Annotated in this window: 24 protein-coding genes; 16 read left to right on the forward strand and 8 right to left on the reverse strand. The window is 69.2% G+C overall.

Features of this window, described 5'->3' with window-relative positions; genetic code table 11:
* Positions 1-67: 67 nt before the first annotated feature.
* Together ACZ6O0_RS16745 and ACZ6O0_RS16750 are read right to left on the reverse strand one after the other, a co-directional pair.
* The gene (locus ACZ6O0_RS16745) at positions 68-1,279 is read right to left on the reverse strand and encodes an MFS transporter (protein ID WP_465765801.1); all 1,212 of its coding nucleotides are present in this window, start codon (positions 1,277-1,279) and stop codon (positions 68-70) included.
* Positions 1,276-1,842 (reverse strand): ArsR/SmtB family transcription factor, encoded by a 567-nt coding sequence (locus ACZ6O0_RS16750; RefSeq protein ID WP_465765802.1) that lies wholly within the window; start codon positions 1,840-1,842, stop codon positions 1,276-1,278. The genes ACZ6O0_RS16745 and ACZ6O0_RS16750 overlap by 4 nt, the downstream gene beginning before the upstream one ends.
* A 408-nt stretch (positions 1,843-2,250) precedes the next feature.
* Here ACZ6O0_RS16750 and ACZ6O0_RS16755 point away from each other — a divergent pair, with 408 nt between their 5' ends.
* Genes ACZ6O0_RS16755 through ACZ6O0_RS16780 form a run of 6 tightly spaced genes read left to right on the forward strand, consistent with a single transcriptional unit; the run spans position 2,251 to position 7,813 of the window.
* Positions 2,251-3,942: a nitrite/sulfite reductase gene (locus tag ACZ6O0_RS16755; protein WP_465765803.1), complete on the forward strand. Its 1,692-nt coding sequence runs from the start codon at positions 2,251-2,253 to the stop codon at positions 3,940-3,942.
* A complete protein-coding gene (locus ACZ6O0_RS16760) occupies positions 3,939-4,088 on the forward strand; it encodes a hypothetical protein (protein WP_166665480.1) in 150 nt (49 codons plus the stop codon). The genes ACZ6O0_RS16755 and ACZ6O0_RS16760 overlap by 4 nt, the downstream gene beginning before the upstream one ends.
* On the forward strand, positions 4,085-4,771 hold the full coding sequence (locus ACZ6O0_RS16765; protein ID WP_465765804.1) for a phosphoadenylyl-sulfate reductase: 687 nt from the start codon (positions 4,085-4,087) through the stop codon (positions 4,769-4,771). The genes ACZ6O0_RS16760 and ACZ6O0_RS16765 overlap by 4 nt, the downstream gene beginning before the upstream one ends.
* Entirely contained in the window at positions 4,768-5,700 is a 933-nt protein-coding gene (gene cysD, locus ACZ6O0_RS16770) for a sulfate adenylyltransferase subunit CysD (protein WP_465765805.1), read from the forward strand. Before ACZ6O0_RS16765 ends, cysD begins: the two co-directional genes overlap by 4 nt.
* Positions 5,700-7,022 carry a sulfate adenylyltransferase subunit 1 gene (locus tag ACZ6O0_RS16775; RefSeq protein WP_465765806.1) on the forward strand — a complete coding sequence of 441 codons (1,323 nt, stop codon included), beginning with the start codon at positions 5,700-5,702 and terminating at the stop codon, positions 7,020-7,022. The genes cysD and ACZ6O0_RS16775 overlap by 1 nt, the downstream gene beginning before the upstream one ends.
* Positions 7,019-7,813: a sirohydrochlorin chelatase gene (locus tag ACZ6O0_RS16780; RefSeq protein WP_465765807.1), complete on the forward strand. Its 795-nt coding sequence runs from the start codon at positions 7,019-7,021 to the stop codon at positions 7,811-7,813. The genes ACZ6O0_RS16775 and ACZ6O0_RS16780 overlap by 4 nt, the downstream gene beginning before the upstream one ends.
* 61 nt (positions 7,814-7,874) lie before the next feature.
* Here the strand turns inward: ACZ6O0_RS16780 and solA are convergent, their stop codons facing one another.
* Positions 7,875-9,011 (reverse strand): N-methyl-L-tryptophan oxidase, encoded by a 1,137-nt coding sequence (gene solA, locus ACZ6O0_RS16785; RefSeq protein WP_465765808.1) that lies wholly within the window; start codon positions 9,009-9,011, stop codon positions 7,875-7,877.
* 45 nt (positions 9,012-9,056) lie between these two features.
* Here solA and ACZ6O0_RS16790 point away from each other — a divergent pair, with 45 nt between their 5' ends.
* Both ACZ6O0_RS16790 and ACZ6O0_RS16795 read left to right on the forward strand, forming a co-directional pair.
* On the forward strand, positions 9,057-9,284 hold the full coding sequence (locus tag ACZ6O0_RS16790) for a ribbon-helix-helix protein, CopG family (RefSeq protein WP_465765809.1): 228 nt from the start codon (positions 9,057-9,059) through the stop codon (positions 9,282-9,284).
* Positions 9,284-10,399 carry a Clp protease N-terminal domain-containing protein gene (locus ACZ6O0_RS16795; RefSeq protein WP_465765810.1) on the forward strand — a complete coding sequence of 372 codons (1,116 nt, stop codon included), beginning with the start codon at positions 9,284-9,286 and terminating at the stop codon, positions 10,397-10,399. The genes ACZ6O0_RS16790 and ACZ6O0_RS16795 overlap by 1 nt, the downstream gene beginning before the upstream one ends.
* Positions 10,400-10,434: 35 nt before the next feature.
* Here ACZ6O0_RS16795 and ACZ6O0_RS16800 read toward each other — a convergent pair whose 3' ends face one another.
* Positions 10,435-11,301: a polyphosphate kinase 2 family protein gene (locus ACZ6O0_RS16800; RefSeq protein WP_465765811.1), complete on the reverse strand. Its 867-nt coding sequence runs from the start codon at positions 11,299-11,301 to the stop codon at positions 10,435-10,437.
* 180 nt (positions 11,302-11,481) lie between these two features.
* The gene (gene zapE / locus ACZ6O0_RS16805; RefSeq protein ID WP_465765812.1) at positions 11,482-12,513 is read right to left on the reverse strand and encodes a cell division protein ZapE; all 1,032 of its coding nucleotides are present in this window, start codon (positions 12,511-12,513) and stop codon (positions 11,482-11,484) included.
* 187 nt (positions 12,514-12,700) lie between these two features.
* Between zapE and ACZ6O0_RS16810 the strand changes: the two genes are divergently transcribed.
* From ACZ6O0_RS16810 to ACZ6O0_RS16835, 6 genes are read left to right on the forward strand one after another with little or no spacing between them, the layout of a single operon-like run.
* Entirely contained in the window at positions 12,701-14,002 is a 1,302-nt protein-coding gene (locus ACZ6O0_RS16810; RefSeq protein WP_465765813.1) for an ABC transporter substrate-binding protein, read from the forward strand.
* A 4-nt stretch (positions 14,003-14,006) separates the two neighbouring features.
* A complete protein-coding gene (locus ACZ6O0_RS16815; RefSeq protein WP_465765814.1) occupies positions 14,007-14,990 on the forward strand; it encodes a carbohydrate ABC transporter permease in 984 nt (327 codons plus the stop codon).
* Positions 14,987-15,826, forward strand: coding sequence for a carbohydrate ABC transporter permease (locus ACZ6O0_RS16820; RefSeq protein ID WP_465765815.1), 840 nt, complete (start codon positions 14,987-14,989; stop codon positions 15,824-15,826). Before ACZ6O0_RS16815 ends, ACZ6O0_RS16820 begins: the two co-directional genes overlap by 4 nt.
* A gap of 20 nt (positions 15,827-15,846) precedes the next feature.
* Entirely contained in the window at positions 15,847-16,626 is a 780-nt protein-coding gene (locus ACZ6O0_RS16825; protein ID WP_465765816.1) for a VOC family protein, read from the forward strand.
* Entirely contained in the window at positions 16,623-17,570 is a 948-nt protein-coding gene (locus ACZ6O0_RS16830; protein ID WP_465765817.1) for an aldo/keto reductase, read from the forward strand. Before ACZ6O0_RS16825 ends, ACZ6O0_RS16830 begins: the two co-directional genes overlap by 4 nt.
* Positions 17,567-18,913: a GH1 family beta-glucosidase gene (locus ACZ6O0_RS16835; protein ID WP_465765818.1), complete on the forward strand. Its 1,347-nt coding sequence runs from the start codon at positions 17,567-17,569 to the stop codon at positions 18,911-18,913. Before ACZ6O0_RS16830 ends, ACZ6O0_RS16835 begins: the two co-directional genes overlap by 4 nt.
* On the opposite strand, the gene ACZ6O0_RS16840 is transcribed toward ACZ6O0_RS16835, so the two are convergent.
* Entirely contained in the window at positions 18,910-20,130 is a 1,221-nt protein-coding gene (locus ACZ6O0_RS16840) for an ROK family transcriptional regulator (protein WP_465765819.1), read from the reverse strand. The two genes, ACZ6O0_RS16835 and ACZ6O0_RS16840, sit on opposite strands and share 4 nt — an antisense overlap.
* A 91-nt stretch (positions 20,131-20,221) precedes the next feature.
* Here ACZ6O0_RS16840 and ACZ6O0_RS16845 point away from each other — a divergent pair, with 91 nt between their 5' ends.
* Positions 20,222-21,196 carry a zinc-binding dehydrogenase gene (locus tag ACZ6O0_RS16845; RefSeq protein WP_465765820.1) on the forward strand — a complete coding sequence of 325 codons (975 nt, stop codon included), beginning with the start codon at positions 20,222-20,224 and terminating at the stop codon, positions 21,194-21,196.
* A 331-nt stretch (positions 21,197-21,527) separates the two neighbouring features.
* On the opposite strand, the gene ACZ6O0_RS16850 is transcribed toward ACZ6O0_RS16845, so the two are convergent.
* Positions 21,528-22,631 carry a Gfo/Idh/MocA family protein gene (locus ACZ6O0_RS16850; protein ID WP_465765821.1) on the reverse strand — a complete coding sequence of 368 codons (1,104 nt, stop codon included), beginning with the start codon at positions 22,629-22,631 and terminating at the stop codon, positions 21,528-21,530.
* A gap of 31 nt (positions 22,632-22,662) precedes the next feature.
* Positions 22,663-25,167, reverse strand: a complete 2,505-nt coding sequence (locus tag ACZ6O0_RS16855; RefSeq protein ID WP_465765822.1) for a beta-galactosidase — start codon at positions 25,165-25,167, stop codon at positions 22,663-22,665.
* A 137-nt stretch (positions 25,168-25,304) separates the two neighbouring features.
* On the opposite strand from ACZ6O0_RS16855, the gene ACZ6O0_RS16860 reads away from it, so the two are divergent.
* On the forward strand, positions 25,305-26,300 hold the full coding sequence (locus ACZ6O0_RS16860) for a LacI family DNA-binding transcriptional regulator (RefSeq protein WP_465765823.1): 996 nt from the start codon (positions 25,305-25,307) through the stop codon (positions 26,298-26,300).
* The last annotated feature ends 73 nt before the right edge of the window (positions 26,301-26,373 follow it).

Consider the following 26,373-nt stretch of genomic DNA (forward strand, 5'->3'; position numbering starts at 1 on the left):
CAACCGTTAGGAAAGTTTCCTATTGTTTGCACGGAAAGTAGCGCACCGCACCACCGGAGTACAGAGCTCAGCCGCGCAGGCGGGACGCGGACCACACCATCAGTACGGCGAAGGTGGTGCCGAGCAGCGCACACGCGAGCGGCACGCTCGTGCAGGAGATCAGCGCACCGAACCCGGTCATCGCCACCGGCATCAAGGCCTCGTCGGACAGGCTGACGATGCTCGAGGTGCGACCGAGGTACGCCGGCTCGATGGTCTGCTGGAACGCGCCCGACAGCAGCGCCGACGCGAGGCCGGCGGTGAACCCGATCATCCCCATCGCGACGAACACGACCGGCCGCGGCACCGAGCCGATCATCACGCAACCGGCCGCCTGGACGATCAGCACGAGCAGGCCGGCTCGCGCGGGCCGCGCCGGTTTCCACCGCAGTGCGGTCACCGCACCGACCGCCGCACAGATCCCGGAGCAGGCCTGGAACCAGCCGAGGGCGGCGGATCCCCAGCCCTCTAGGTGGGTGCGCTGGACCAGGCCCACGGCGAGGACCGGTCCGACACAGAGGTTCAGCCCGAAGAACGCGATCACCAGCGTCCGGGCGATCCGATCGCGGCGCAGATACCAGAACCCTGCGGACAGGTCGCGACGGATCGAACGCCCGCTCGGCGCCGGCCGCGGGAACCGTGGCCGGACGACGAAGGCCAGCGCCAGGGCGATCACCGCGAACGAGACGGCATCGACGACCATCACCGTCACCAGGCCGCCGTGCGCAACCAACAGGCCGCCCAGCGGAGCTCCGACGAACACGGCCAGCCGGTTGGCCAACTGCCGGCTCGCGGCCAGCCGGACCAGATCGTCGGAGCGCACCAGCCGCCGCGGCAGCGTCCCCGACGCCGGGCCGTACAGCGCGTCGACGGCGCCGAACAGGACCGCGACCGTGAGCAGCAACCCCAGCGAGACCCCGGTGGACGCGACCACGATCGCGGCGACGACGAGGACGGCGATCCGGCCGAGGTTCGCGGCGATCATCGTGCGCCGGGCGTCGAGGCGGTCGGCCAGCGCACCGCCGAACAGCAGGAACAGCGCCCGCGGCAACGCCCCGATGCCCATCACCAGGCCGGCACCGGCGGGTGACGCGACCTGGGCGGCACTCCAGGCGAGACCGACGTACCAGGCCACGTCTCCCGCCTCCGAGATCGCTCCCGAGAGGATCCAGGCGTGAACCCGACGGTCCCGGCACAGCGGCGGGATGGCGGTCGTCTCCGCGGCCGCGAGACCGGTCACGGGCGAGCCGGGACGCCGTGGGCGAAGACGTAGACCGGCACCGCGGACGGCTCGGACGACGGATTCTCGTAGTACTCCTGGATCAGGTCTGCGATCCGGCCGGACAGCTCGGTCAGGCGCTCCGGTGTCAGGGTCAGCCAGCTGTCCGTCGCGAAGGCGGCCCGCACCCAGTCCTCGCCGTACTCGTGGCGCAGGTCGAACCAGTGCCGGACCTTGTCCGCGTGGTACGTGACATTCCTCTCCTCGGAAACTGTTGCCACGAGCTCGCCGGCGGGTTCCCCGGCCGCGTCGGCGACCGACCAGGTCCACGACGCGCGGGCGCTGCGCCACCACCGCTCGCGGCGGTTCCTGGCCAGCTCGGGCGCTTCCTCGATGACTCCGGCCGCGGCCAGCACCTTGAGGTGATGACTGATGTTGCCGACCAGTTCGCCGGTGCGATCGGCCAGTTGTGAGGCGGTGGCGGGGCCCTCCACGCCGAGCAGGTCGATCAGCCGGCGGCGCAGCGGATGGTGGATGGCGGCGATCACCGAGGGGTCGGCCGGACGCCGGTTCGCGGGGGTCATGGGAGCACGATAGATTCCACAAGCATTCTTGTACAAGAATTCTTGTGGAACAGACTACGAGCGCGAATCAATCCCCACCAGACTGGTAGAGATAGCCGCATGGTGAGATTTCGTCTCACGATGCAGGATTGGGAGTTGCTTTGTGGGGCGCTGACGCTGACGCTTGTGAGCATGCTCGCTGCCCTCTCCACCCACCTCGTAGGTCGCATTCATGTCGACCTCGGGCGGATGCGCAGCGCCATCTGTTGTCCTTCGATGTTCTGACAGCCACCCCGCCGGGCCCGATGACGGCCCCTGATCACCCCCGATCACCGCTGGGTGCGCACCGCGCGGAACGCATCGAATCGACGACGCTTCGAGCCCGCCGCACGCGGACGCACCTGTCACGAGGACAAGGACACCCTCCGGATGACTGGCGTCACGTCTGCTCCTGCCACCCGCAAGCCGGCCCGGCCACGCAAGGGCAAGGGCGAAGGCCAGTGGGCGCTCGGCTACCGCGAGCCGCTGAACAAGAACGAGGAGAACAAGAAGAACGACGACGGCCTGAACGTCCGGGCCCGGATCGAGAACATCTACGCGCACCGCGGCTTCGACTCGATCGACCCCGCCGACCTGCGCGGCCGGTTCCGCTGGTGGGGCCTGTACACCCAGCGCAAGCCCGGGATCGACGGCGGTAAGACCGCGACCCTGGAGCCGGAGGAGCTGGACGACCGCTACTTCATGCTGCGGGTCCGGGTCGAGGGCGGCCAGCTCAGCACCGAGCAGCTGCGGGTGATCGCGGAGATCTCCACCGCGTACGCGCGCGACACCGCCGACATCACCGACCGGCAGAACATCCAGCTGCACTGGATCCGGATCGAGGACGTGCCGGCGATCTGGCAGAAGCTGGAGGCCGTCGGGCTCTACACCACCGAGGCCTGTGGTGACGTGCCGCGCGTCGTCATCGCCAGCCCGGTCGCCGGGATCGCCGCGGACGAGATCATCGACCCGACGCCGGCCATCGACGAGATCGTCGAGAAGTACATCGGCTCGAACGAGTTCTCCAACCTGCCGCGGAAGTTCAAGACCGCGCTCACCGGCCACCCGTCGCACGACGTCGTCCCCGAGGTGAACGACATCGCGTTCGTCGGCGTCGTCCACCCCGAGCACGGGCCGGGCTTCGACCTGTGGGTCGGCGGCGGTCTGTCGACCAACCCGATGCTCGCCCAGCGGCTCGGCACCTGGATCCCGCTGGAGGAGGTGCACGAGGCCTGGTGGGGTGTCACCAGCATCTTCCGTGACTACGGCTACCGGCGGCTGCGGACCCGGGCCCGGCTGAAGTTCCTGCTCGCGGACTGGGGTGTCGAGACGTTCCGCGAGGTGCTCGAGACCAAGTACCTCAAGCGGAAGCTGATCGACGGCCCGGCACCCGAGGTGCCCGCCGTCCAGGGTGATCACGTCGGCGTGCACAAGCAGAAGGACGGCAAGTACTACGTCGGCGTCGCGCCGGTCGTGGGACGGGTGTCCGGGACGCTGCTGGCCAAGGTCGCGGACGTCGTCGCGGCGCACGGGTCGAACCGGATCCGCACCACCGCGCAGCAGAAGCTGCTCGTGCTCGACATCGAGGAGTCGCGGGTCGAGTCGCTGATCGCGGACCTGGACGCGCTCGGGTTCCAGGCCCGGCCGTCGGCCTGGCGGCGGAACACGATGGCCTGCACCGGGATCGAGTTCTGCAAGCTGGCGATCGTCGAGACCAAGGCGAAGGCGGCCCAGCTGATCGACGAACTGGAGGAGCGCATCCCGGAGCTCGACGTACCGATCACCGTGAACGTGAACGGTTGCCCGAACTCATGCGCCCGGATCCAGGTCGCCGACATCGGGCTCAAGGGCCAGTTGGTGATGGATGCCGACGGCAAGCAGGTGCCGGGCTACCAGGTCCACCTCGGCGGCGGGCTCGGGCTGGACGCCGGCTTCGGCCGGAAGCTGCGCGGTCACAAGGTCACCGCCGACGGGCTCACCGACTACGTGGAGCGCGTCACCCAGAACTACCTGAAGGAGCGCAACGAGGGCGAACGTTTCGCCCAGTGGGTCACCCGTGCTGATGAGGAGGCTTTGCAATGAGTGAGCGCGCAGCGCCGCTGTACTGCCCCTATTGCGGCGATGAGGACCTCCGTCCGTCGGAGGAAGGGCACGGCGCGTGGGAGTGCCGGCCGTGTGCACGGGTGTTCCAGCTGAAGATGATCGGGTTGCGGGTGACGGTGGAATGAGTACGGATCTGAAGACGCTGGCCGAGGAGGCCAACGAACGACTAGCCGACGCCTCGGCGCAGGAACTGCTGGCGTGGGCGCGGGAGACCTTCGGTGACGAACTGGTGGTGACCGCCTCGATGGCAGACGGGGCCCTCCCCCACCTCGCGGCCGAGGCGGCCCCCGGCGTCGACGTCCTGTTCCTCGACACCGGCTACCACTTCGCCGAGACGATCGGCACCCGGGACGCGGTGGCGGCGACGCTGCCGATCAACCTGATCAACGCCCTCCCCCTGCAGACGGTCGAGGAGCAGAACGCGGAGTACGGCGAGAAGCTGTACGCGCGCGAGCCCGACAAGTGCTGCGCCCTCCGCAAGGTCGAGCCGCTCAACCGGTACCTCTCCGGCTACAAGGCCTGGGTCACCGGCATCCGCCGCGAAGAGGCACCCACCCGGGCGAACACCCCGGTCATCGAATACGACGCCAAGCGCGACATGGTCAAGCTCAACCCGATCGCGCCGTGGACCCAGGACGACCTGGACACCTACATCGCGGACAACGGCGTACTGGTCAACCTGCTCCAGTACGACGGCTACCCGTCGATCGGCTGCGAGCCGTGCACCCAGCGCGTCGCCCCCGGTGAGGACCCGCGCAGCGGCCGCTGGGCCGGCCAGGGCAAGGTCGAATGCGGGCTGCACACATGACGGCCATCATCGATGCCCCGGAGGCGATCCTGAACACCACGGTCACCGAGCTGGACGCGCTCGAGAGCGAGTCGATCTTCGTCTTCCGCGAGGTGGCGGCCGAGTTCGAGCGCCCGGTGATCCTGTTCTCCGGCGGCAAGGACTCCATCGTCATGCTGCACCTGGCCCGGAAGGCGTTCGCGCCCGCCGGGGTTCCGTTCGCGCTGCTGCACGTCGACACCGGCCACAACTTCCAGGAGGTCCTGGACTACCGCGACGCGACGGTGAACGCGCTGGGCCTGCGGCTCGAGGTGGCCAGCGTCGAGGACTACATCGCCGACGGCCGGCTGCGCGAGCGCTCGGACGGCACCCGGAACCCGTTGCAGACGGTTCCGTTGCTCGACGCAATCAACGGGCACCGCTTCGACGCGGTGTTCGGCGGCGGGCGGCGGGACGAGGAGCGGGCCCGGGCGAAGGAGCGGATCTTCAGCCTGCGCGACGAGTTCGGTCAGTGGGACCCGCGCAACCAGCGGCCCGAGCTGTGGTCGCTGTACAACGGCAAGCACCGGCCCGGCGAGCACGTGCGGGTGTTCCCGCTGTCCAACTGGACCGAGCTGGACGTGTGGAACTACATCGAGCGCGAGGGCATCGAGCTGCCGAGCATCTACTACGCGCACGAGCGGGACGTGTTCGAGCGTGACGGCATGTTGCTTGCCGTCGGCCCCTACTCGCAGCCCCGCGACGGCGAGACCGTGCGGCGCCGGGTGGTCCGTTACCGGACCGTCGGCGACATGTCCTGCACCGGCGCGGTCGCCTCGACCGCGGCGTCCGCGGCCGAGGTGGTCATCGAGGTCGCGGCCAGTGAACTGACCGAGCGCGGCGCCACCCGGGCCGACGACCGCGTCAGCGAGGCCGCGATGGAAGACCGCAAGCGGGAGGGCTACTTCTGATGAGTACCGCTGTAGAGCAGACCCGTCAGCTCGCCCAGCGCCAGCTGCTGCGGCTCGCCACCGCCGGATCGGTCGACGACGGCAAGTCCACCCTGGTCGGGCGGCTGCTGCACGACTGCAAGGCGATCCTGGCCGACCAGATCGCGCACGTGAAGACGGTGTCCGAGGCCCGCGGCGGTGACTTCGACTTCGCCCTCCTCACCGACGGCCTGCGCGCCGAACGCGAGCAGGGCATCACGATCGACGTCGCCTACCGGTACTTCGCCACCGACAAGCGCTCGTTCATCCTGGCCGACTGCCCCGGGCACGTGCAGTACACCCGCAACACGGTGACCGGTGCGTCCACCGCGGACGTCGTGATCATCCTGGTCGACGCGCGGCACGGCGTCCTCGAGCAGACCCGGCGGCACCTGGCCGTGGCCGGCCTGCTCCGGGTGCCGCACGTCGTACTCGCGGTGAACAAGATCGACCTGGTCGGCTACGACGAGGCCGGGTTCACCAAGATCGCCAAGGACGTCAACGAGGTCGCCGACCAGCTCGGCATCGCCGACATCCAGGCCATCCCGGTGTCGGCGCTGGTCGGCGACAACGTGGTCGAACCCTCGACCGCGACCCCGTGGTACGACGGCCCCACGCTGCTGGAGTACCTCGAGAACGCGACCGGGCGGATCGACTCGTCCGACCAGCCGCTGCGGTTCCCGGTCCAGTACGTGCTCCGCCCGCAGACCGACGACGAGTACCGCGACTACCGCGGCTACACCGGCACCGTTGCCTCCGGCACCGTTTCGGTCGGCGACCCGGTGATCGTGCTGCCGGCCGGCCGCCGTACGTCGATCGCCGGCATCGACCGGCCCGTGGTCACCGCCACCTCGACCGCGGTCGCCGAGCGGCCGTCCGCGGTCGCCGGCGAGGCCGTCACCGTCCGGCTCGCCGACGACATCGACGTCGCCCGCGGCTCGGTGATCGTCGCCGCCGAGGCCTCCCCCGGCACCCGCCGGGAACTGGCCGCCACCGTGTGCTGGCTGTCGGACCGCCCGCTGACCGTGGGCGCCCGGCTGCTGATCAAGCACACCACGACGACCGCCCAGGCGATCGTCACCAAGATCACCGGGGCGCTGGACCTCGACACGCTCGGAGTCATCGACGCCACCGGGCTCGACCTCAACGACATCGGCAAGGTGCAACTCAAGGTCGCCGCACCGCTGGCCGCCGACCCGTACTCCAGCAACGCCATCACCGGATCGTTCCTGCTGATCGACGCCCACGACGGGTGGACGCTCGCGGCCGGCATGATCGACGACGAAGAAGGGGAACTGCTATGACTGCTCCAGCTCTCGTAGTCCTCGCCCACGGCAGCCGCGATCCGCGTTCGGCCGCCACCGTCCACGCCCTCGTCAAGTGCCTGCGTGACCTGCGTGACGACCTGCGGATCGAAGCCTCCTTCCTCGACCACTGCCCGCCCACGCCGTACCAGAAGCTCGGCAAGCTCGCCGCGGAGGGCGTGGAGGAAGTCGTCATCCTGCCGCTGCTGCTGTCGTCGGCGTTCCACGCCCGGGTCGACATCCCGGCCGTCGTCGACGAGGCGCGGACCCGGTTCCCGGGGCTGCGGATCATCGCCTCCGACGTCCTCGGGTACGACGAGTCGCTGCTCGACGTACTGGATCGCCGGATGCGGGCCGAGCTCAAGGACGGCCGGGTGCGGGAGCTGGACGCGCTGGTGCTGGCGTGCGCCGGATCGAGCGACTCGCAGGCGAACGCGAGCGTGACCCGCCTCGCGCGGCTGTGGGGTCAGCGGCACAAGCTGCCGGTGACCGCGGCCTTCACCTGCGCCGCGACCCCGTCGCCGGCCGAGGCCGTCCTGCAGTGGCGGCTGGAGGGCCGCCGTCACGTCGCCGTCGGCTCGCTGTTCCTGGCCCCCGGCGTCCTGCCCGACCGCGCCGAGTCGACCGCCCGCCGCGCCGGCGCCGTGGCCGTATCCCGCCCCTTGGGCGTCAGCGCCGAGGTAGCCCGCCTGGTCCTCCTCCGCTACGGCGTAGCCGGCCTCGACCTCCTCACCCTCACCCCGGCCCCCCGCCCGGTCATCGCCCGCCCCGAGCTGGTGCGTACGGCCTAGAACCTGCGTGGGCCTCCATCCCTCCCCCGGCCGAAGGCCGAGGTTGGTGGAGTGGATTGGTTCAGGTGAAGCGGATTGGGTCCACGAAGGAGACGTCGGTGTACGGCGTCTCCTTCGTGGTGAGTTGGGCCAGCAGCTCACCGATGCCGGCGCAGTGCTTGAAGCCGTGGCCGCTGTCGCCGCCGGCGATCACCAGGCCTTCGTCGTACCGCCCGACCAGGAACTGACCGTCGGGCGAGTCCGTCACCATGCAGGGCATCAGCTTGACCGGCTCGGGATCGAGATCCGGGAAGGCTCCGGCGATCGCGGCCGACAACTCCGTGATGTCCTTGCGCGGATGAATGTAGCGATCGAGCTCGTCCGGATCGACGCCGCGGTCACGCTCGGCGCCGTCCAGTCCGACCTTCACCAGGAAGTCCTCGTCGGACCCGTGCCCCCACAGGCCGCGCCCGTCCCCGAACTCCCAGATGAACGACGGGAAGTTGCCGAGCCGGAACGCGTCCGAGCCCGCGTCCTTCGGCTGGAACCAGAACAGCGGCGTACGCCGAGGTGAGAGCGGCACCCCGGGGACCAGCTTGCTCAACCAGGCACCGGTGGCGACGACGACCTGGTCAGCGGTGATGCCGATCGTGGGCGTCCGTACGGTCACCTCGTTCGGGCCGAGGTCGATCGCGGTCACCATCGTGTTCGCAAAGACCGTGGCCCCCAGCCGCTCAGCCTCCGCGACGTGAGCACGAATGGTCGGCTCGGCGTAACAGATCCCGGCCCCGGGATCCCAGACGGCGACGTCGTCCGCGTCCAACTGGTACTGCGGGAACCGCTCGTGCAGCTCGTCATGCGTGAGATCCGTGGTCGGCGCACCCGCCTCGGCGGCCGCCTGACGCGCACCCTTCACCGGGCGACTGTCCGGCCCGCCGACGTTGAGCGATCCGGTCTGGCGGACGTACGTCTCACCGGTCCGATCCCCCAGCTCGGTCCACAACGCCAGCGACTTCCGTGCGATCGGCGTCAGCCCCGGATGCTCCATACAGGCAACCCGGAACAGCCGTGTCGTCCCGTGCGACGACCCGAACGGATGACCGATCGCCTGCCGCTCGATCCCGATGACGTCGACCCCGCGCGCCGCCAACCGCCACAAGGCCGCCGACCCGAACGCCCCCAGCCCCACCACCACGACATCCGTCCGCAGGTTCTCCACACGACTACCCTATCCGGCGATCGATAGCGTGATATCTTGATATCTATGGCGAAGGATGCGACCAAGAACATCCTGTTGCGGCTCGACCCGGAGTTGGCCGAGCGGCTGCAGACCGTTGCGTCGGTGGAAGGCCGATCGGTGTCGGATGTCGCCCGGGAGGCGATCACGGCGCTGGTCGATCAGCGCCGGCAGGACACCCGGTTCAGCCGGCTGCTCGAGGAGAACCTGGCGCGGCACGAGGAGTCGCTGCGGCGGCTTCGCGGAGACGACTGATGCGCTACCTCGGCCGGTACGACGTGCTCGCGGTGGCGGCTCGCGTGTTGCGCTGCGAGTCGGAGGACGCCGTACGCCGGACCGACCTGGACGCGGTCGATCGGGTGCTGGGCGACGTACGACGGACCAGCGGGTTGGCCGAAGCGGCCGGGGTGTTGCTCGCGGGGCTGGTGCGGGAGCGGCCGTTCGACGGGGCGAACCGGGTGGTGGCGGTCGCGGTGGTCCTGCAGTTCACGTCGCTGAATCGGGCCGAGCTGCGGCTGGAGCCGGTCGAGGAGGTGGACGACCTGCTGGATCGGATCACGACCGGCGAGGTCTCCGTGGTCGAGGTCGCCGAGTTCATCCGGGCTCGGCTCGAGCACGCCGCCGGCCAGGACCTGCACGACGAACTGCGGATCGATCTGTTGCTGGACAGCGAGGTCACGCAGTGGGGTGACGACTTGTTGTGGAGGGGAATCGAGATGTTCGAGAGGTTCAGTGACGCCGCCCGGCGGGTCGTCGTGCTTGCCCAGGAGGAGGCGCGGAAGCTCGACCACGTCTACATCGGGACCGAGCACCTGCTGCTCGCGCTGATCGAGGAGGAGCACGGCGTCGCGGCGCGGGCGCTGACCGGGCCGAAGGAGTCGCGGACGTCGCCAGGAGGATGCGGGATCACGGCTCCGGCGGTGCGGAACCTGATCGTGGAGATCGTGGGGCGTGGGACCGCGGGCGGTACGGCGGGGTCGATCCCGTTCACGCCGCGGGCGAAGGCCACCTTCGAGTACGCGTGGGACGAGGCCCGGCGGCGGGGCGCCGACCAGCTCGACACCGAGCACCTGCTGCTCGGGCTGCTGCGCGACGGCGAGGGCGTCGCCGGCCAGATCCTGACCAAGCTGACCTCCGACCCCGACGAGGTCCGCCGCAAGGTCCAGGACTGGCTCGACCGCCGCCAGCGCGTCGAGTCCGCCGTCACCGGCATGCTCGCCGACGACAGCTCCACCTGGACGACGTACGGCCGCCGCCACCATCTACTGGCCGAGCTCAACGCCGTCCTGGAGGAGAACGAACGCCTCCACGAACAGGTGGCCCACCTCCGCAACCTGCTCCGCAAGAACAACCTCGACCCCGACAGCTGATGCCCCGCGCCTGATCTCGCGGGGCATCGCACGGACTAGGTCGCGGCCAGGCGCTTCTTCTCGGTGGTGACGTCGTAGTCCGCCTCCGGCCACTGGGGATCGAGTGACTTCAGGGTCTCCAGGAGGATGGTGGTGACGGCCCAGTTGCGGTACCACTTGCGGTCGCTGGGGATCACGTACCACGGCGCCTCAGGCGTGTTACACCGCTCGATCGCCGCGTGGTAGGCGTCCATGTAGTCCGGCCAGAGCTGGCGCTCGTCGACGTCGCCGGTGTTGTACTTCCAGTGCTTGGTCGGATCGTCCAGCCGCGCCTCCAGCCGGGCCTTCTGCTCCTCCGGCGAGATGTGCAGGTAGCACTTCACGAGCGTCACGCCGGACGCGGTCAGCTCGGCCTCGAAGTCGTTGATCTGCCCGTAGCGCCGGTCCCACACGTTCGGCGTGACCAGGTTGCGCACCCGCGCGATCAGCACGTCCTCGTAGTGCGACCGGTCGAAGATGCCGATCATCCCCTCCGACGGCAGGGCCTGCTTGATCCGCCAGAGGAACCCGCGCCGCTTCTCGGCCGCCGTCGGCGCCTTGAACGACGTGATCTTCAGCCCCTGCGGGTCCATCAGCCCCGCACCGTGCCGGATCACCCCGCCCTTGCCGGACGTGTCCATCCCCTGCAGGACGAGCAGCACGCTCCGCTCGCCGCCCTTGCGCCCCTCGGCGAAGAGCCGCTCCTGCCAGTCGGACACCTCCGCCCCGAGGCTGTCCAGCGCGTCCTTGCCCTCGTCCTTGGTCCCGCTGAACCCGGGCGTGGCGCGCGTGTCGTACTTCGTCAGGTCGACCGGCCCGGACGGCACCCGCAACTGCTCGAGCAGCCCGCCGTCCTCCGCCTTCCCCTTCTTCTGCTTCGCCATCCGCCCATCCTGCCTCATCGACCGCCGAGATCAGCGGACGTCCGACGTTCCTGCCGCCGGCGCCGAGCGCGACGAGCATGAGCGCGGCGCACCCGCACAGGTAAGCAGCCCCCGCACCAGCCACAGCCTGACCGCACGCCACCCCGCGGGCATCACCATGCGTCCAATGAACCACAGGGTTCAGGACGCTGCTTGATCTGCCGACTCGCGTGTCAGCGCGATCAGCCGGGACAGCGCCCGGAGGTACTTCTTCCGGTAGCCGCCCTTCAGCATGTCCGCGGAGAACAGCTGGTCGAGCGGTACGCCGCCGGCCAGGAGCGGGAGGTTGCGGTCGTACATGCGGTCGGCCAGCACCACCATCCGGAGCGCCACGTTCTCGTCGGTGAGCGGACGGATGTCGGTGATCGCGACGGTTTCGACCCCGTCGAGCAGAGCGCCGTACTTGCTCGGGTGCAGCTCGGCCAGGTGCCGGTGCAGGTCGACGAAGTGGTCGCAGGACGCGCCCGGCCGTTCGGCAGCGGTCTGCTCGACGCGCTCGTCCGGCCACGGCTCAGGGGCCACCGGGAGCCCGCGGTGCCGGTAGTCCGGGCCGTCGATCCGGCGTACGTCGAAGTGCGCGGCGAGCGCCTGGATCTCGCGGAGGAAGTCGATCGCCTGGAACCGGCCCTCGCCGAGCTTGTCCGGCAACGTGTTCGAGGTCGCGGCCAGCTCGACGCCGGCGGCGACCAGCTGACCGAGCAGCCGGGTGATCAGCATCGTGTCGCCCGGATCGTCGAGCTCGAACTCGTCGATGCAGATCAGCCGGTACGACGACAAAGCCTCGACGGCGGCGCGGAGACCGAGGCCGCCGACCAGGTTGGTGAGCTCGACGAACGTGCAGTACATCTTCGGTCCGGCAGCCTCGTGCCACAGTGATGCGAGCAGGTGCGTCTTGCCGACCCCGAACCCGCCGTCCAGGTAGATCCCCGGCTTCCCCTCAGGTGTGGCTCCGCGTCCACGAAGTCGCGACCACAGGCCCGGCGTCCGGCGAGGTCGCGCCAGTTGCACCCCTCGCTCGGTGAGTACGCCCAGGGCTTCGGCTTGGGAGGGCTCGTCCGGATCCGGCCGGTACGTCGTGAACCGGACGTCGGCGAACCTCGGCGGCGGGACGCACTCGGACAGCAACCGATCCGAACTCACCTCCGGCCACCGCTCACTCAGGCGAATCACCATGCGCACACCCTATGAGCCCGACCCGACGTCCTGTGCCCACCCGCCGTCCTGAGCCCACCCGTCGTCCTGTGCCCACCACCCGTCGTCCTGGAAAAGTTCGGAAATCCGTTTCCGACCTTGACCACTTTCTTACTTTCAGTTAGGAAGTTGGTGTGAGGTTCGTGAGGTGAGCGACTAGGAGTCGGCGATGGGCGAACGGCACGTACGGCGGCGGACGGTACTCAAGGGAGCGGTGGGCGCACTCGGACTGGGGTCCGCGCTCGCCGCCTGCGGTGGCAGTGACAGCGGGGGCGGCACCACGAGCGGCGGGAAGGCCGTGGTCCGGATGTGGTCCTGGTACAACGACCAGGAGGACCAGTTCCCGAAGCTGATCGAGAAGTTCCAGGCGGCGCACAGCAACATCACGATCGAGAACCGGATCTTCGGTACTCCCGACCAGTACCTGCCGGCGCTGCAGGCCGCGGTGGCCGGCGGCGACGTCCCCGAGATCTTCGCGCCGCACACGCGGGCGCTGACCTACGGCACCGGCGGCATCTCGGCGGACCTGAAGCAGGAGCTCGGCGACGACTTCCTGAAGGACTTCTTCGACTCGGCCAACCAGGAGTACACCCTGGACGGCAAGCAGTACGCGGTCGGCTGGATGGCGCAGACGTTCGGCCTGTTCTACAACCCGGACCTGCTGAAGAAGGCCGGGGTCGGCGAGGACGAGATCGAGACCTGGGACGACCTGATCGCGGCGGCGGCCAAGATCAAGGCGACCGGCAAGTTCCCGGTGGCGCTCAGCTGCAACCCGACGACGAGCTCCCTGGACTTCTTCCTTCCACTCATCACGCAAGTTGCCGACGATCCGACCTTCTACCTCAAGCTCGACCAGCTGAAGGACGGGGTCACCTACGAGGACCCGAAGGTCGTCCAGGCGATCGAGCTGCAGCAGAAGATCGTGAACGGCGGCGTCTTCCAGCCCGGCACGACCGGGACCAGCGGCGACCAGGCCCCGCAGATCTTCTACACCGAGAAGGCGGCGATGCTGTTCAACGGCAGCTGGACGCCGCAGGGGCTGACCAAGGACGCGACCCCGGCCTTCAACAAGAAGTACAAGGTGATGAAGACCCCGGCGATCGCGGCCGGCAAGCGGCACTGGACCGCGAACCAGGCCGGCGCCGGCTGGGCGGTGTCGGCGAACAGCAAGAACAAGGACGCCGCGCTGGAGTTCCTGAAGTTCATGTACTCCGCGGACGAGTACTCCCCCACCATGAACGAGTCCAACTCGATGCCGGCCACCAAGAGCGCGGCGAGCCGGATCGAGCTGCCGATCATGAAGCAGATGACGTCCTGGCTGCTCGACGGCGACGGGTGCCCGCACATCCCGTTCGGTCCGGGCTCGGTCGCGGCCGGGGATCCGCTGGCCAAGATCTTCGACGGCAAGGGGGAACCGGCCGCCGTCGCCAAGGAGATGCAGCAGGCCGTGCAAAACGCCAAGGGCGGCTGATCGGATGGCGACAGCGCTCTCCCGACCGCGCAAGAGCGCGGCACCACCCGCCGGTCGGCGGCCGCTCCCCCGGCGGCCGTCGTACCGGTTCGGTTCGCCGCTGCGGAAGTCGCAGCGGCTTGCGGGCTACCTGTTCGTCGCGCCGACCTTCGTGCTGTTCCTGGGGTTCGTGCTCTGGCCGATCCTCTACACGGCGTACCTGAGCCTCACCTCGTGGGGTGGCTTCGGTACGCCCCGGTTCGTGCACTTCGACAACTACAGCCGGATGCTGAACGACCCGGTCGCGCGCCGGGCGATGATCATCACGCTGGTGCTGACCGGCGTGACCACAGCGGTGCTCACCTTCCTCGGGCTCGTCACCGCCGTGCTGGTCAACGTGGTGTGGTCGAAGGTCGGGGTGCTGGTCCGGACCATCCTCTTCATCCCGGGCATCGTCTCGTTCGTCGTGTCCGCCGTGTTGTGGAAGCTGATCTACGACCCGAACATCGGCACGCTCAACCGGTTGCTCGGGGCAATCGGTCTGGACAGCCTGCAGCATCCGTGGCTGGCCGACCAGAAGACGGTGCTGCCGGCCATCGTCGTGGTGACGGTCTGGGGCGGTCTCGGCTTCAGCATGCTGATCTACTTCGCCGGCCTGCAGAGCATCGACCCGAACCTGTACGAGGCGGCGGCCATGGACGGGGCCAACACCGTCCAGCAGTTCCGGCACATCACGGTCCCGAGCCTGCGGGTCGTCACCGGGCTGATCGTCAGCCTCGGCCTGCTCAACGGCTTCAAGGCGTTCGACGTGATCTTCGTGATGACCGGCGGCGGCCCGAACCACGCGAGCGAGGTGCTCGGCACCTATCTGTACTCGCTCGCGTTCGGCTCGACGTCGGGCTCGATCCCGCAGCTCGGCTACGCGAGCGCGTTCAGCGTCGTGACGATGATCCTCTGCACGCTGGCCGTGATCGCCCAGCTCTGGCTGACCAGGAGGGCGGACCGATGAGCGTGACCAATGCACAGCGGCCGTGGGTCGGGAAGTCGTTCGCGACGTTCGTCCTGCTGCCGTTCTGCGTGCTGATGGCCTTCCCGTTCGTCTGGATGCTGCTCACCTCGTTGCGTGAGCAGAACACGATCTTCAACGGGCCGATCATCCCGCGGAAGCTCACGGGTACGGCGTACAAGGACGCCTGGACCTCGATCGAGTTCCCGCTGCACTTCTGGAACAGCGTCTGGATCACGTCGGTCACCGTGATCGGCGTGCTCGTGTTCGCCACGCTCAGCGGGTATGCGTTCGCGAAGCTCGACTTCCCGTTCCGCAACACGCTGTTCGTGCTGCTGCTGACCACGCTGATGATGCCGTCGACGGCGCTGATCATCCCGCTCTACCTCGAGCTCAAGTCACTCGGGCTGCTCGACACCCAGACCGGTCTGCTGGTGCTCTACATCTCCGGCTCCGCGCCGTTCGCGATGTTCCTGATGCGGGCGTTCTTCCAGACGCTGCCGGATGAGTTGATCGAGGCGGCCCGGGTCGACGGCGGTAGTGAGCTCACCATCTTCCGGAAGGTGATCCTGCCGCTGACCCGGCCCGGGATCGCGACCGTGGTGATCTTCCAGTTCCTGTCCACCTGGAACGAGTTCCTGATCGCCAACACGGTCCTGCGCAACACCGATTCACTGCCCCTGCAACCCGTGCTGTTCACCCTGATGGGCCAGTACTCCACCAACTGGCCGGCGCTCACCGCCGGCCTCACGCTGTCGGTCGTCCCGGTCATCATCGTGTACGTCCGGATGCAGCGGCAGTTCGTCGCCGGGATGATGCTCGGCGCGGTCAAGAACTAGCTCATCCTGAGAGAGGTGCTATGCCGATCAAGAACGTCGTGGTCAACTGCACGGACGTGCAGCGCTCGGTCGAGTACTACACCAAGTTCCTGGAGCTCCGCGTGGTCGGCGAGCCGACGCCGGAGCGCGCCGTCCTCGACGCGGTGACCGCGACGGTCGAGTTACGGGCCGTGGGCAACGGCCGGGACGAGAGCACGTGGAGTCCGGACGACCTGCAGAAGGGGTTCCGGCACATCGGCTTCAAGGTGGACCGGCTCGACGAGCGGGCCGACGTACTCAAGGCCGCCGGGGTGGAGTTCAAGCTGGACCCGCTCGATGCCGAGGGCGCGGTCCGGATCTGCTTCTTCTACGACCCGGATGGCACGCTGCTCGAGATGATTCAGGGCGATTTGCAGTACGCCGCTGTGCTCGACGCCGACGGGGTCGCCCGCGAACGGGCGCTCGGCATACCGCAGCGCCCGCGGTTCGACCACGTGGCCGTGACGATCGAGGACCGGGCCACGACGAGCGAGTACTACCACGAGCACTACGGCTTCTCGTTCATCGGCACGATCGAGCAGCCGCACGACCAGCGCGGCTTCAGCATCGGCTACCTCAAGGGCGGCGACACCGTCCTCGAGGTCTTCACCTACGAGGTGGACAAGACCTCCCGCGAGCCGCAGCTCGACGTGGCCGGCTTCGCGTACGCCGAGCTCGCCGGCGACCCGCCGACCGGTCTGACCACGGCGACCGCGCCGGACGGGACGCCCGTCTACGTCGACCCCGACGGCTTCGCGTTCGCCGTAGGCTCCGGGGCATGACAGACAACTGGCTGCGACCCCTCGGTTCCACCGGTCTGACCGTGTCCGCCGTCTGTGCCGGCGGCAGTGGGATCGCCGGCATGCCCGCGGTCTTCGGGTACGACGTCACCCGGCAGGAGGCGGTCGACCTCATCCTGCGGGTGTTCGACAGCCCGCTCACCTGGATCGACACCTCCAACGGGTACGGCGAGGGCGAGAGCGAGATCCGCATCGGCCGGGCCATCAAGGAGTACGGCGGTCTCCCGGACGGGTTCCTGGTGGCGACCAAGGTCGACGCCAAGGACGGCGACTACTCCGGCGCCCGGGTCCGCGCAAGCATCGCCGAGAGCAAGGAACGGCTCGGCCTCGAAGAACTGCCGCTGGTCCACCTGCACGACCCGGAGTGGCACGACTTCGACTCGATGCGGGAAGCCGTCGACACGCTCATGCAACTGCACGCCGACGGCGAGATCGGGCATGTCGGGCTGGCCGGCGGCAACACGACCGAGCTGAGCCGCTATCTCGACCTCGGCGGCTTCGAGGTGCTGCTCGTGCACAACCGGTGGAGCCTGGTCGACCACTCGGCCGGCCCGCTGTTCCGGCGTGCGAACGACGAGGGCATCGCGGTGATCAACGCGGCGATCTACGGCGGCGGGATCCTCGCCAACCCGCAAGGCGCCACGAAGTACGCCTACCGCGAGGCGCCCGCCGCCGTTCTCGAGGCCGTCGCGGCGATGGACAAGGCCTGCCGGGAGTTCGGGACCGACCTCGCCACCGCCGCGCTCCGGCACTCGGTGGACACCCCGGGCATCACCGGGACGGTGGTCGGGATCAGCAAGCCGGCCCGGGTCGACGCCCTCCTCGAGGCGATGGCGACCGACCTGCCGGACGAGCTACTTAACCGGTTAGGTACCCTCCTTCCACACGAGCGATACTGGGTTGAAGGATCGAAGGAGACGACGTGACGAACGGCTTCCCACCCGGCTTCACCTGGGGCGCGGCGACCGCGTCGTACCAGGTCGAAGGCGCGGTCTCCACGGACGGGCGCGGCCCGAGCATCTGGGACACCTTCGCGCACACCCCCGGCCGGATCTCCGACGGCACCAACGGTGACGTCGCGGACGACCACTACCACCGGTTCGGCGAGGACCTGCGACTGCTGGCCGACCTCGGTCTGAAGGCCTACCGGTTCTCGATCGCCTGGCCGCGGATCGTCCCGGCCGGTTCGGGAGCGACGAACCAGGCCGGGCTGGACTTCTACCGGCGGCTCGCCGAGGAGTGCCTGGCGAACGGCGTCACGCCGTACGCGACGCTCTACCACTGGGACCTCCCCCAGCCGCTGGAGGACGCGGGCGGCTGGCTGGTCCGGGACACGGCCGAGCGGTTCCGCGACTACGCCGCGATCACTCATGACGCACTGTCCGACGTGATCAAGCATTGGATGACGCTGAACGAGCCGTGGTGCTCGGCGTTCCTCGGCTACGGGAACGGCGAGCACGCGCCCGGGCGGACCGAGGGCTCCGACGCGCTCAAGGCGGTGCACCACCTACTGCTCGGACATGGCCTGACGCTCAACGCGATCCGGTCCGGCGAGGGTACGTACGGCATCGCACTCAACCCCGCGCCGATCCACGCCGCGTCGGAGTCGGATGCGGACCGCGACGCCGCGCGACGGGTGGACGGTCTGCGGAACCGCCTCTTCCTGGACCCGCTGCTCGCCGGCACGTACCCGGCGGACGTTCTCGAGGACACCGGGATGACCGAGTGGTTCGCCGAGCAGGAGGCCGATCTCGCGGTGATCTCGGCGCCGCTCGACTTCATCGGCGTGAACTACTACTGCCCGACGACGGTGGCCGCGCCGGACGGACCGATCTCCACCCCCGGTCCGTCGACGCAACCGGGCAGCGAGAATGTCGTTGCCGTCGACACCGGTCTGCCGCAGACGCAGATGGGCTGGCCGATCGAGGCCAACGGACTGCGCGACATCCTGGTGACGATCAACAAGCTGGCGCCGGACCTGCCGTTGTACGTGACGGAGAACGGATCGGCGTACCCGGATGTGCTGACCGCCGACGGGGCGGTCGAGGACGAGGAGCGGCTCGACTACCTGCGGCAGCACGTCGCCGTGTGCCAGGACCTGGTGACCGAAGGCTTCCCGCTGAAGGGGTACTTCGCCTGGTCGCTGCTGGACAACTTCGAATGGGCCTGGGGGTACAGCCGGCGCTTCGGGATCGTGTACGTCGACTACGCCACGCAGCAGCGCATCGTGAAGAAGAGCGGGCTCTGGCTGAAGAACTTCCTGAGCTAGCGGCTCGACTTCTGATGTGGGGTCAGCTGGCTGTGGAGGACGAGGGACGCGGCGCCGAGGGCAGCGGCGCTGGGTCCTAGTTTGGACTGCTCGACGCGGGTCGGGTGCATCGCACGGACGAACGACAACCGGTTGATCTCGGTCGTCGCGATCCGGACGTAGATGTCACCCGCCTCGCTGAAGCCCGGGCCGGCCAGGATGATCTGGTCGAGGTCGAGCAGGTTCGTGATCGACAGCAACGCCTTGGCCAGGTACGTCGCGGACTCCTCGAGCAACCGCACACAGCGCGGATCCCCGGCCGCCGCGAGCCGGGCGATCTTCGCGAAGTCGGACCGGATCGCCGTCTCCCGGCCGCGCAGGGCGAGCTCGTTCACCAGGGACTCGTCCTGCTCGGCGCGCTTCACCACGGCCCTCGGCGCCGCCAGGCTCTCCAGGCAGCCCTGGCCGCCACACCAGCACTGCGGGCCGTTCACGTCCAGCACCATGTGGCCGATCTCGCCGACGTTCGACGACGAGCCCCGGTAGACGTCGCCGTTGGTGACCAGGCCGAGGCCGAAACCGGCCGCCATGTACACAGTGGCGAAGTCGTTCGCGGACGGGATCCGGCCCGCCCAGAACTCACCGATCGCGGCGCAGGTCGAGTCGTTCTCCACCACGATCGGATGGTCGATCGCGGCCATCAGCGTGTCCCGGACGGCGAACGGCTCCCAGGCGTACTTCGACGCGTTCGTCCGCAGCAGCCGCTGCCCTCCCCCGCCCTGCCGGCCGGCCAGCGCGACGCCGACCCCGACCAGCGTGGACGGCTCGATCTCCGCCTTGACGATGAGGTCCTCGAGCTCGGCGGTGATCCGCTTGACCGCGGTGGTGGGCGCGTCCCGGCCGATGCCGCGCGACGACACCTGCTCGATCACCCGGCCACTCATGTCGGTGACGACGTACGTCGTACTCGGGGTGTCGATCGAGATGCCGACGGCGTGCCGGGCGCGCGGGTTGAACTGGAGCAACGTCGCCCGTTTGCCGCCGGTCGGGTCGCCGAGCCCGGTCTCGATGATCAGACCGTCGGCGAGCAGCTGCTTGACCACCCGGGAGATGGACGCCCCGGTCAGGCCGGACCGCTCCGCGAGGTCGACCCGGGTGACCGTGCCACTGGAGCGGATCAGATCCAGGATCGCGCTGTGCGTCTCCTGTGCGGTCGCACCCTTCAGAATCTTCGCCACGACACCCTCCCTGGCTCGCACTTTAATACACAATGTAAGAAAGCGGCACCTGTTGACCTCAAGCAAAGTTGAGGTCCTAGCGTTGCGGACCATGAAGGCGATCAGACTGCATGCGTTCGGACCGGCGGAGAACCTGCGCTTCGAGGAGGTCCCGGATCCGGTGCCGGGTCCGGGAATGGTGCTCATCCAGGTGGAGGCCGCCGGAGTTCACCTGGTCGACACCATGATCCGGGCCGGCACGATGGGCGGCAGCCCCATCCCGGTCCCGGAGCTGCCGACGATCCCCGGCCGCGAGGTCGCCGGCCGCGTCACGGTCGTCGGGCCGGACGTCGACCCGGCGTGGATCGGCAAGCGTGTCGTGGTGCATCTCGGCATGGTGCCAGGCGGGTACGCCGAACGCGCGGTGGCCAAGGTGGAGTCGCTGTACGAACTCGCCGACCACGTCGACTCGGCGCAGGCGGTCGCCGCGATCGGGACCGGCCGGACGACCGCGGGGATCCTGAACCAGGCGCGGCTCACCGCGGACGACGTCGTACTGGTGACCGCCGCCGCGGGCGGGATCGGGAGCTATCTGGTCCAGGCCGGGCGGAACGTCGGCGCGACGGTGATCGGGCTGGCCGGCGGTCCCGCGAAGGTCGAGACGGTCCGCTCGCTGGGAGCGCAGTACGCGCTCGACTACCGGGATCCCGAGTGGGCACGCGAGTTGAAGGCCGAGCTGGGCGAGCGGGACATCACGGTCCTGCTCGACGGAGTCGGTGGACCGAACGGCCAGCAGGCGTTCGACCTCCTCGGCGTCGGTGGCCGGGTCCTGATGTTCGGCTGGTCCGGCGGCGGCTCGATCGAGTTCACCCACCAGGACCTGATGACTCGCGGCCTGACCGCCGGCTGGGCCATCGGCGCCAAGCTCACGTCACAGCTGCGCGCCCTGGAAGCAGCCGCCCTCGAAGAGGTCACCACCGGCCGCTGGCACGCGCTCACCACAACCTTCCCCCTCTCCGAAGCAGCCACCGCCCACCAAGCCCTGGAAACCCGAGCCACCACCGGCAAAGTCGTCCTCATCCCCTAACCACCCACCTGAGGCGCGCCGATCGCGGACAGCACACGCGCACCCCAGGAGGTGCGGGGAGAGCAGGCCGTCAGCAGGTACGGGCGGTGCGCACGACGCACCGCTCAGCAGGTGTGAGCTGGGCACCGCGCCTCCAACAGGTGCTGGCGGTGGGCACGACGCACCGCTCAGCAGGTGCGAGCGCGGGCACCGCACCCCCAGGAGGCATGAGCGCGCGGGCGCCGCAACCCCAGCAGGTGTGTGCGTGGGCACTGCACCCCCAGCAGGTGTGAGGGATGGTGGCCTCCGCACCCGTCAGAGGTATGGGCTGGGGGGTGGGCAGGTGTGCTGCTCAGGTGGTGCGGGGGTCGTGGGTGGGGCGCGTGGGGTGGTCGGGGTGGGTGGGGGTGTTGTAGTTGAGGTCGGGGAAGGGGCTGGTTACCTCTATGACGCGGGCTTCGGTGGCGGAGCGTTTGGCGGCGAGCATGACTTCTAGGGCGTGGAAGGCGTGTTCGGGGCGAGTGATGGTCGGCGTGCCGTTCTCGATGGAGTCGACCAGGTGGCGGAGGCCGTCGGTCCACGGCCAGTGGGGGTCGCGTTCGCCGTACAGTTCCCAGGATCCGCGCTCGTTCGACCACTGCTCGAACCCGTCCGGCGCCCAGTCGTCGCCGAGCATCTGCAGTACGCCGGTCGCGCCGTACAGCTCGATCGCCGGGGACCGGTACTTTTGCATGGTGAACCCGGTCGCGATGGACGCGAAGCGGGCGTTGCCGAAGTCGAGCACGATGTGCGCGTTGTCGTCGGCGCGGACCGTCACGAGCTCGCCGTTGACCTCGCGCTTGGGTACGGCGGTGCCGACCATCGCGGTGACCCGCCGGACCGGGCCGAAGAACCCGCACAAGCTGGTGAGGTTGTAGACACCGAGGTCGAACAGCGCGCCGCCGCCGGACTCGTAGAACCAGCGGCCCCACCACGGGCCGGACCAGCCGCACCTCGCCCGCGCCAGGTGGAGATCGCCGATCTCGCCGTCGCGAACCCGCCGGTGCATCTCCCGGTACGTCGGCGACAGCACGATGTGCGGTGCACACACGAGCTGTCCCGTCGCGGCCGCGGCGGCCTCAAGCAGCGCGCGGGCCTCCTCCAGTGACGTGGACATCGGCTTCTCGACGAGGACATGCTTGCCGGCCTCGAGAGCCGCCCGGGCCAGCGAGCCGTGCTGGTTCATGCTGGTGAGCACCAGCACGATGTCGAGATCGTCTCGGCCGATCAGGTCCTCCGGCCGCCCGGCCGACGTGTCGATCCCGAACCGGTCGGCCGCCGCGGATCGCTTGTCCGGATCCGGGTCGTAGCCCGCGGTCAGCCGCACCCGCCCTTCCAGTTCGAGCTTGCTGATCAAGGCGGCATACGGCCCGGAGAACACACTGCCGAGTCCGAGCACACCAATGGAGAGAGTCATCGTCGCAAGTTCCTTCCTAGAAGGGACGGATTCAGGAGAGGTGGACGGTCAAGCGTTCGCCGGCCTTGCAGGCGGGCCAGGTGATGAGGCTGCCCTGGTCGGTTCGGGTGATGGTGGCGTCGCTGTTGTCGTCGACGGAGACGGTGCGGGTGGTCTCGATCAGCGCGCGGCCCGGGGCGGCGGTACGTCGTAGCAGCACAGTTGACCCGTCGCCGGGGCCGTCCAGCTCGGCGGTGGACCAGCGCAGGACCGCGTCGTCGAGGCGTACGCCGATCGGCAGGATGAGGCCCTCGCGAGCGCCGAGGTGGAGTTCGAGCGAGTCACCGTCGACGGTCAGCGTGAACTCCTGAGCCACCGGCGCGACGTTGATCAGGTGCACCAGCCGCTGACCGGTCGCGTCGACCGTGCTCGTGGTCACCAGCCCCGGAGTGTTGCCGTCGGCAATGATGCGACGACGTACGCCGAGACGCTCCAGCACACCACGCCAGAAGCCGAGGTGACACGGGTAATCACAGGCGAGCACCACGGCCTGTCCACCGCCCGCCACCGCAACCTCCACAGCCACCGGCGAGCCATCGGCAACATCCACCGCAAGCACCACCACCCCTCCCCCGCCGGCCACCGATTCCTCCACGACAACCGGCGAGTCCGCGACGGGCGATTCCCCTCCGGCCGTTAGGTGTTCGAGCATGCCTACTCGGACTTCTGGTTCCGTGGCGGCCCAAGAGGTGGTGCGGACCGAGGGGAAGTGATCCGGGGTGCCTTCGATGACGCCGGTTGAGTGGAGGGTGAGGGCGTCGGCCAGGACGGTGCAGGGGGTGCCGTCGGTGTCGGTGGTGGGGAGGCGGCCGTGAAGGAGGAGGCGGCCGCCGGCGTGGACGAAGGTGGCTAGCCGAGCCTGGATCGGGCGGCCGAGGGTCGGTGGTGTTGCCAGAGCGATTGCGGGGCCTGCTGGATCCAGCTCGGCTGACGACAGGTCGATGGCGCTGAAGGAGTAGCCGCCCAGCAGGAGTGCGCGGGCGAGGATGTCGCGCGGGCCCATCCCCCGGTAGCGCTCCAGGTCGGCGACCTGGTGACGGCGGACAGCTGAGTCCGGGTGGTGATACTCCGTCAGGTAGTGGTCCGGGACGTAGCCGAGGGCGACGTCGTCGTAGTCCTCGTTCATGTCGGCCAGCAGGTGCTCGGCGCCGCGAACGGCGCGCACCGCGCTCGCCGTACCGGGGTAGGTCGGGCTCAGCCGGCCTTCGGGGTCGACCGGGGCTGCGAAGCCGTGCCGTTCACCGGTGAACGCGATCCGGTCGTTGCCATCGCCAACGGGTTCGTCCAGCGGTGGGTTGTGCCCGCCGGCGAACAGGTAGTAGTTGATCAATCGGTTGCCCTGGGCAACACACAGTCGCGTCTTGAGTTCGGTGGTCTCCGGACTGGTCAGCCAGCTCAGATCCTCGCCGTAGTCGCCGGTGCCGGCCTCGAACTCCAGCGACGTGATCGGCTGGTCGGCATCGTGGACGGCGGCCATGAACGCGTTCATCACATACAGATCCGGCACGTTCTCGACGGTCAGGTCGCGCATGTAGTGGTCGGAGCCCGATGTCATCTGCGGCACCCCGGCGTACGACTTGGAGAGCTGGCTGATGCCGATCGGGAATGTCCGCCCACGGCCCGCGGACGTGCCGTGCAGGTTGACCAGGAACGGTACTCCGTCGACGCCGTGCGACACGGCGACATCCCGCAGCCGCAGGAGATATCGCGCGTACCGGTCCCGATGATGCGCACCGAGATCGTGATGCAGCGCCAGCTGTTGCACCACCGTGCCGCCGTCGGTGCCACCCGCGCGCCACCGCTCCGCCCACCGCCCGGTGTCGCTCGGGTCGACGCCGTACCGCTCGACGCTTCCGGAGAGGCCCCAGGTCTGTGATGCCCACGTGGCAAGGTCGGCGAGCGTGCGGTCGGTCAGCTCCGGCGTGTTCGAGACCCACGAGAGCATGCCGACCTCGTTGTCCAGCTGGACCGCGGCGACCGGTCCGCCCTTGCAGACAAGGCGTTCGGCGAGCACCGGCATGATCGCGGCGTACCACCGCTCGGCCTCGGCGAGGTAGCCGGGCTCGAGGTAGTCCAGCCTGGCCGTGGCGGCCGGCTTGCCGTCCCATCCCAGCGGTACGGCGTCCGGGTGGTCGCGGTAGATGCGGAACGGCACGCCCTCGTTCTTCAACTCGGCCATCACGAATGGGCCGGGCCGCGCGATCACCAACAGGTCCCGCTCGGCAGCCAGCTCCAGGAAGCCGAGCAGGTCACGGTATTCACTGGTGGCGCCGCTGAGATCCACCTCGCCGGCGGCCGTCTCGTGCACGATCCACGGCATGTAGCTGGCCACCGCATCGCAGCCGGCGGCGACGAGCTTGTCGAGCCGGTCGGCCCAGTCCTCGCGATGCAGCCGGAAGTAGTGCACCTCGCCGGCCATCAGGATCCTCGGTACGCCGTCCACCAGGAGCCGGCGCCGTTCCAGCCGTATCGATCGGGGGTTCGCAGGTGTCCTCACAGTCACGTCCTCGCCGGGTCTCGATCGGTTCCGGGCCGCCGCGCCGGGAGGTGTTGCCCAACCGGCGGGGTCGTGGTTATGGTCGTGAAACCGGTCTCATGAAACCGGTTTCAACCAACGTATCGGGAGTTCTGCCGATGGGCAACAGCCGTGTGACGGTACGCCGGGTCGCCGAGATCGCCGGCGTCTCCCCGGCGACCGTGTCGCGCGTCTGGCGCGGAACGACGCCGGTCTCCCCCGAGGTTCGCGAGCGCGTGCTGCGGGTGATCGAGGAGCACGGGTACAAGCCCAGCCACTTCGGTCGCGCGCTGGCCGAGCGCCGGCACGGCGCCCTGGGCCTGGTGTTCCCCGGCCTGTCCGGACCGTACTTCTCCGAACTGATCCAGGGCTTCGAGGCCGAGGCCCTGGAGACCGGCGACAGCGTGCTGGTGCTCGCCTCGCACTCCCGCGCCGACACCGACGCCACCGTGATCGACCTGGCCGACCGGGTGGACGGCATGGCGATCCATGGCGGGACGGTGTCGACCGAGGCGATCGCGAAGGTGGCCGAGCAGATCCGCGTGGTGGTGATGGCCAGCGAGTCGGGTCCCGCGCAGGCCTCGGTCAGCGTCGCCAACGACTCGATGAAGAAGCTCACGCGGCACCTGCTGGTCGACCACGGCTACCGCCGGCTGGCCTTCGTCGGCACGCCGGACGGCTCCCCCGACGTGACCGCACGCTGGCAGGCGTTCCTCGCCGCGCACAAGTCGGCCCGGCGCAAGCCGCCGGCCGAGCCGATCCGGGTCGGGCTGCAGCAGTCCGACGGCGCCATCGCCGCGGAGCAGTTGCTCGATCGCGACGACCGGCCCGACGCGGTGGTTTGCGCGAACGACGAAACGGCGCTCGGCCTGCTGCTGAGCGCACTCGGCCGGGGGCTGCGGGTGCCGGAGGACATCGCGATCACCGGCTTCGACGACATGCCGATGGCCGCCCTGGTGCGGCCGGCACTCACGACGATCAGGCAGCCGATCCGCGAGCTCGCCGCGACGACCGCGCGGCTGCTGGCCGATCCGCTCGGCCAGCCGGCCGGCGACATCGTGCTGCCCACCGAGCTGATCCTGCGCAGTTCCTGCGGTTGTGGGGGTTCGTCCTGAATCTGACGAGCTGAGGGGATCGCAGTACGGGGACCGATGGGGGGCACCGCCAACGTCCGGCCGCGGCCGGACA

It is taken from the genome of Kribbella sp. NPDC048837, from assembly GCF_055586945.1.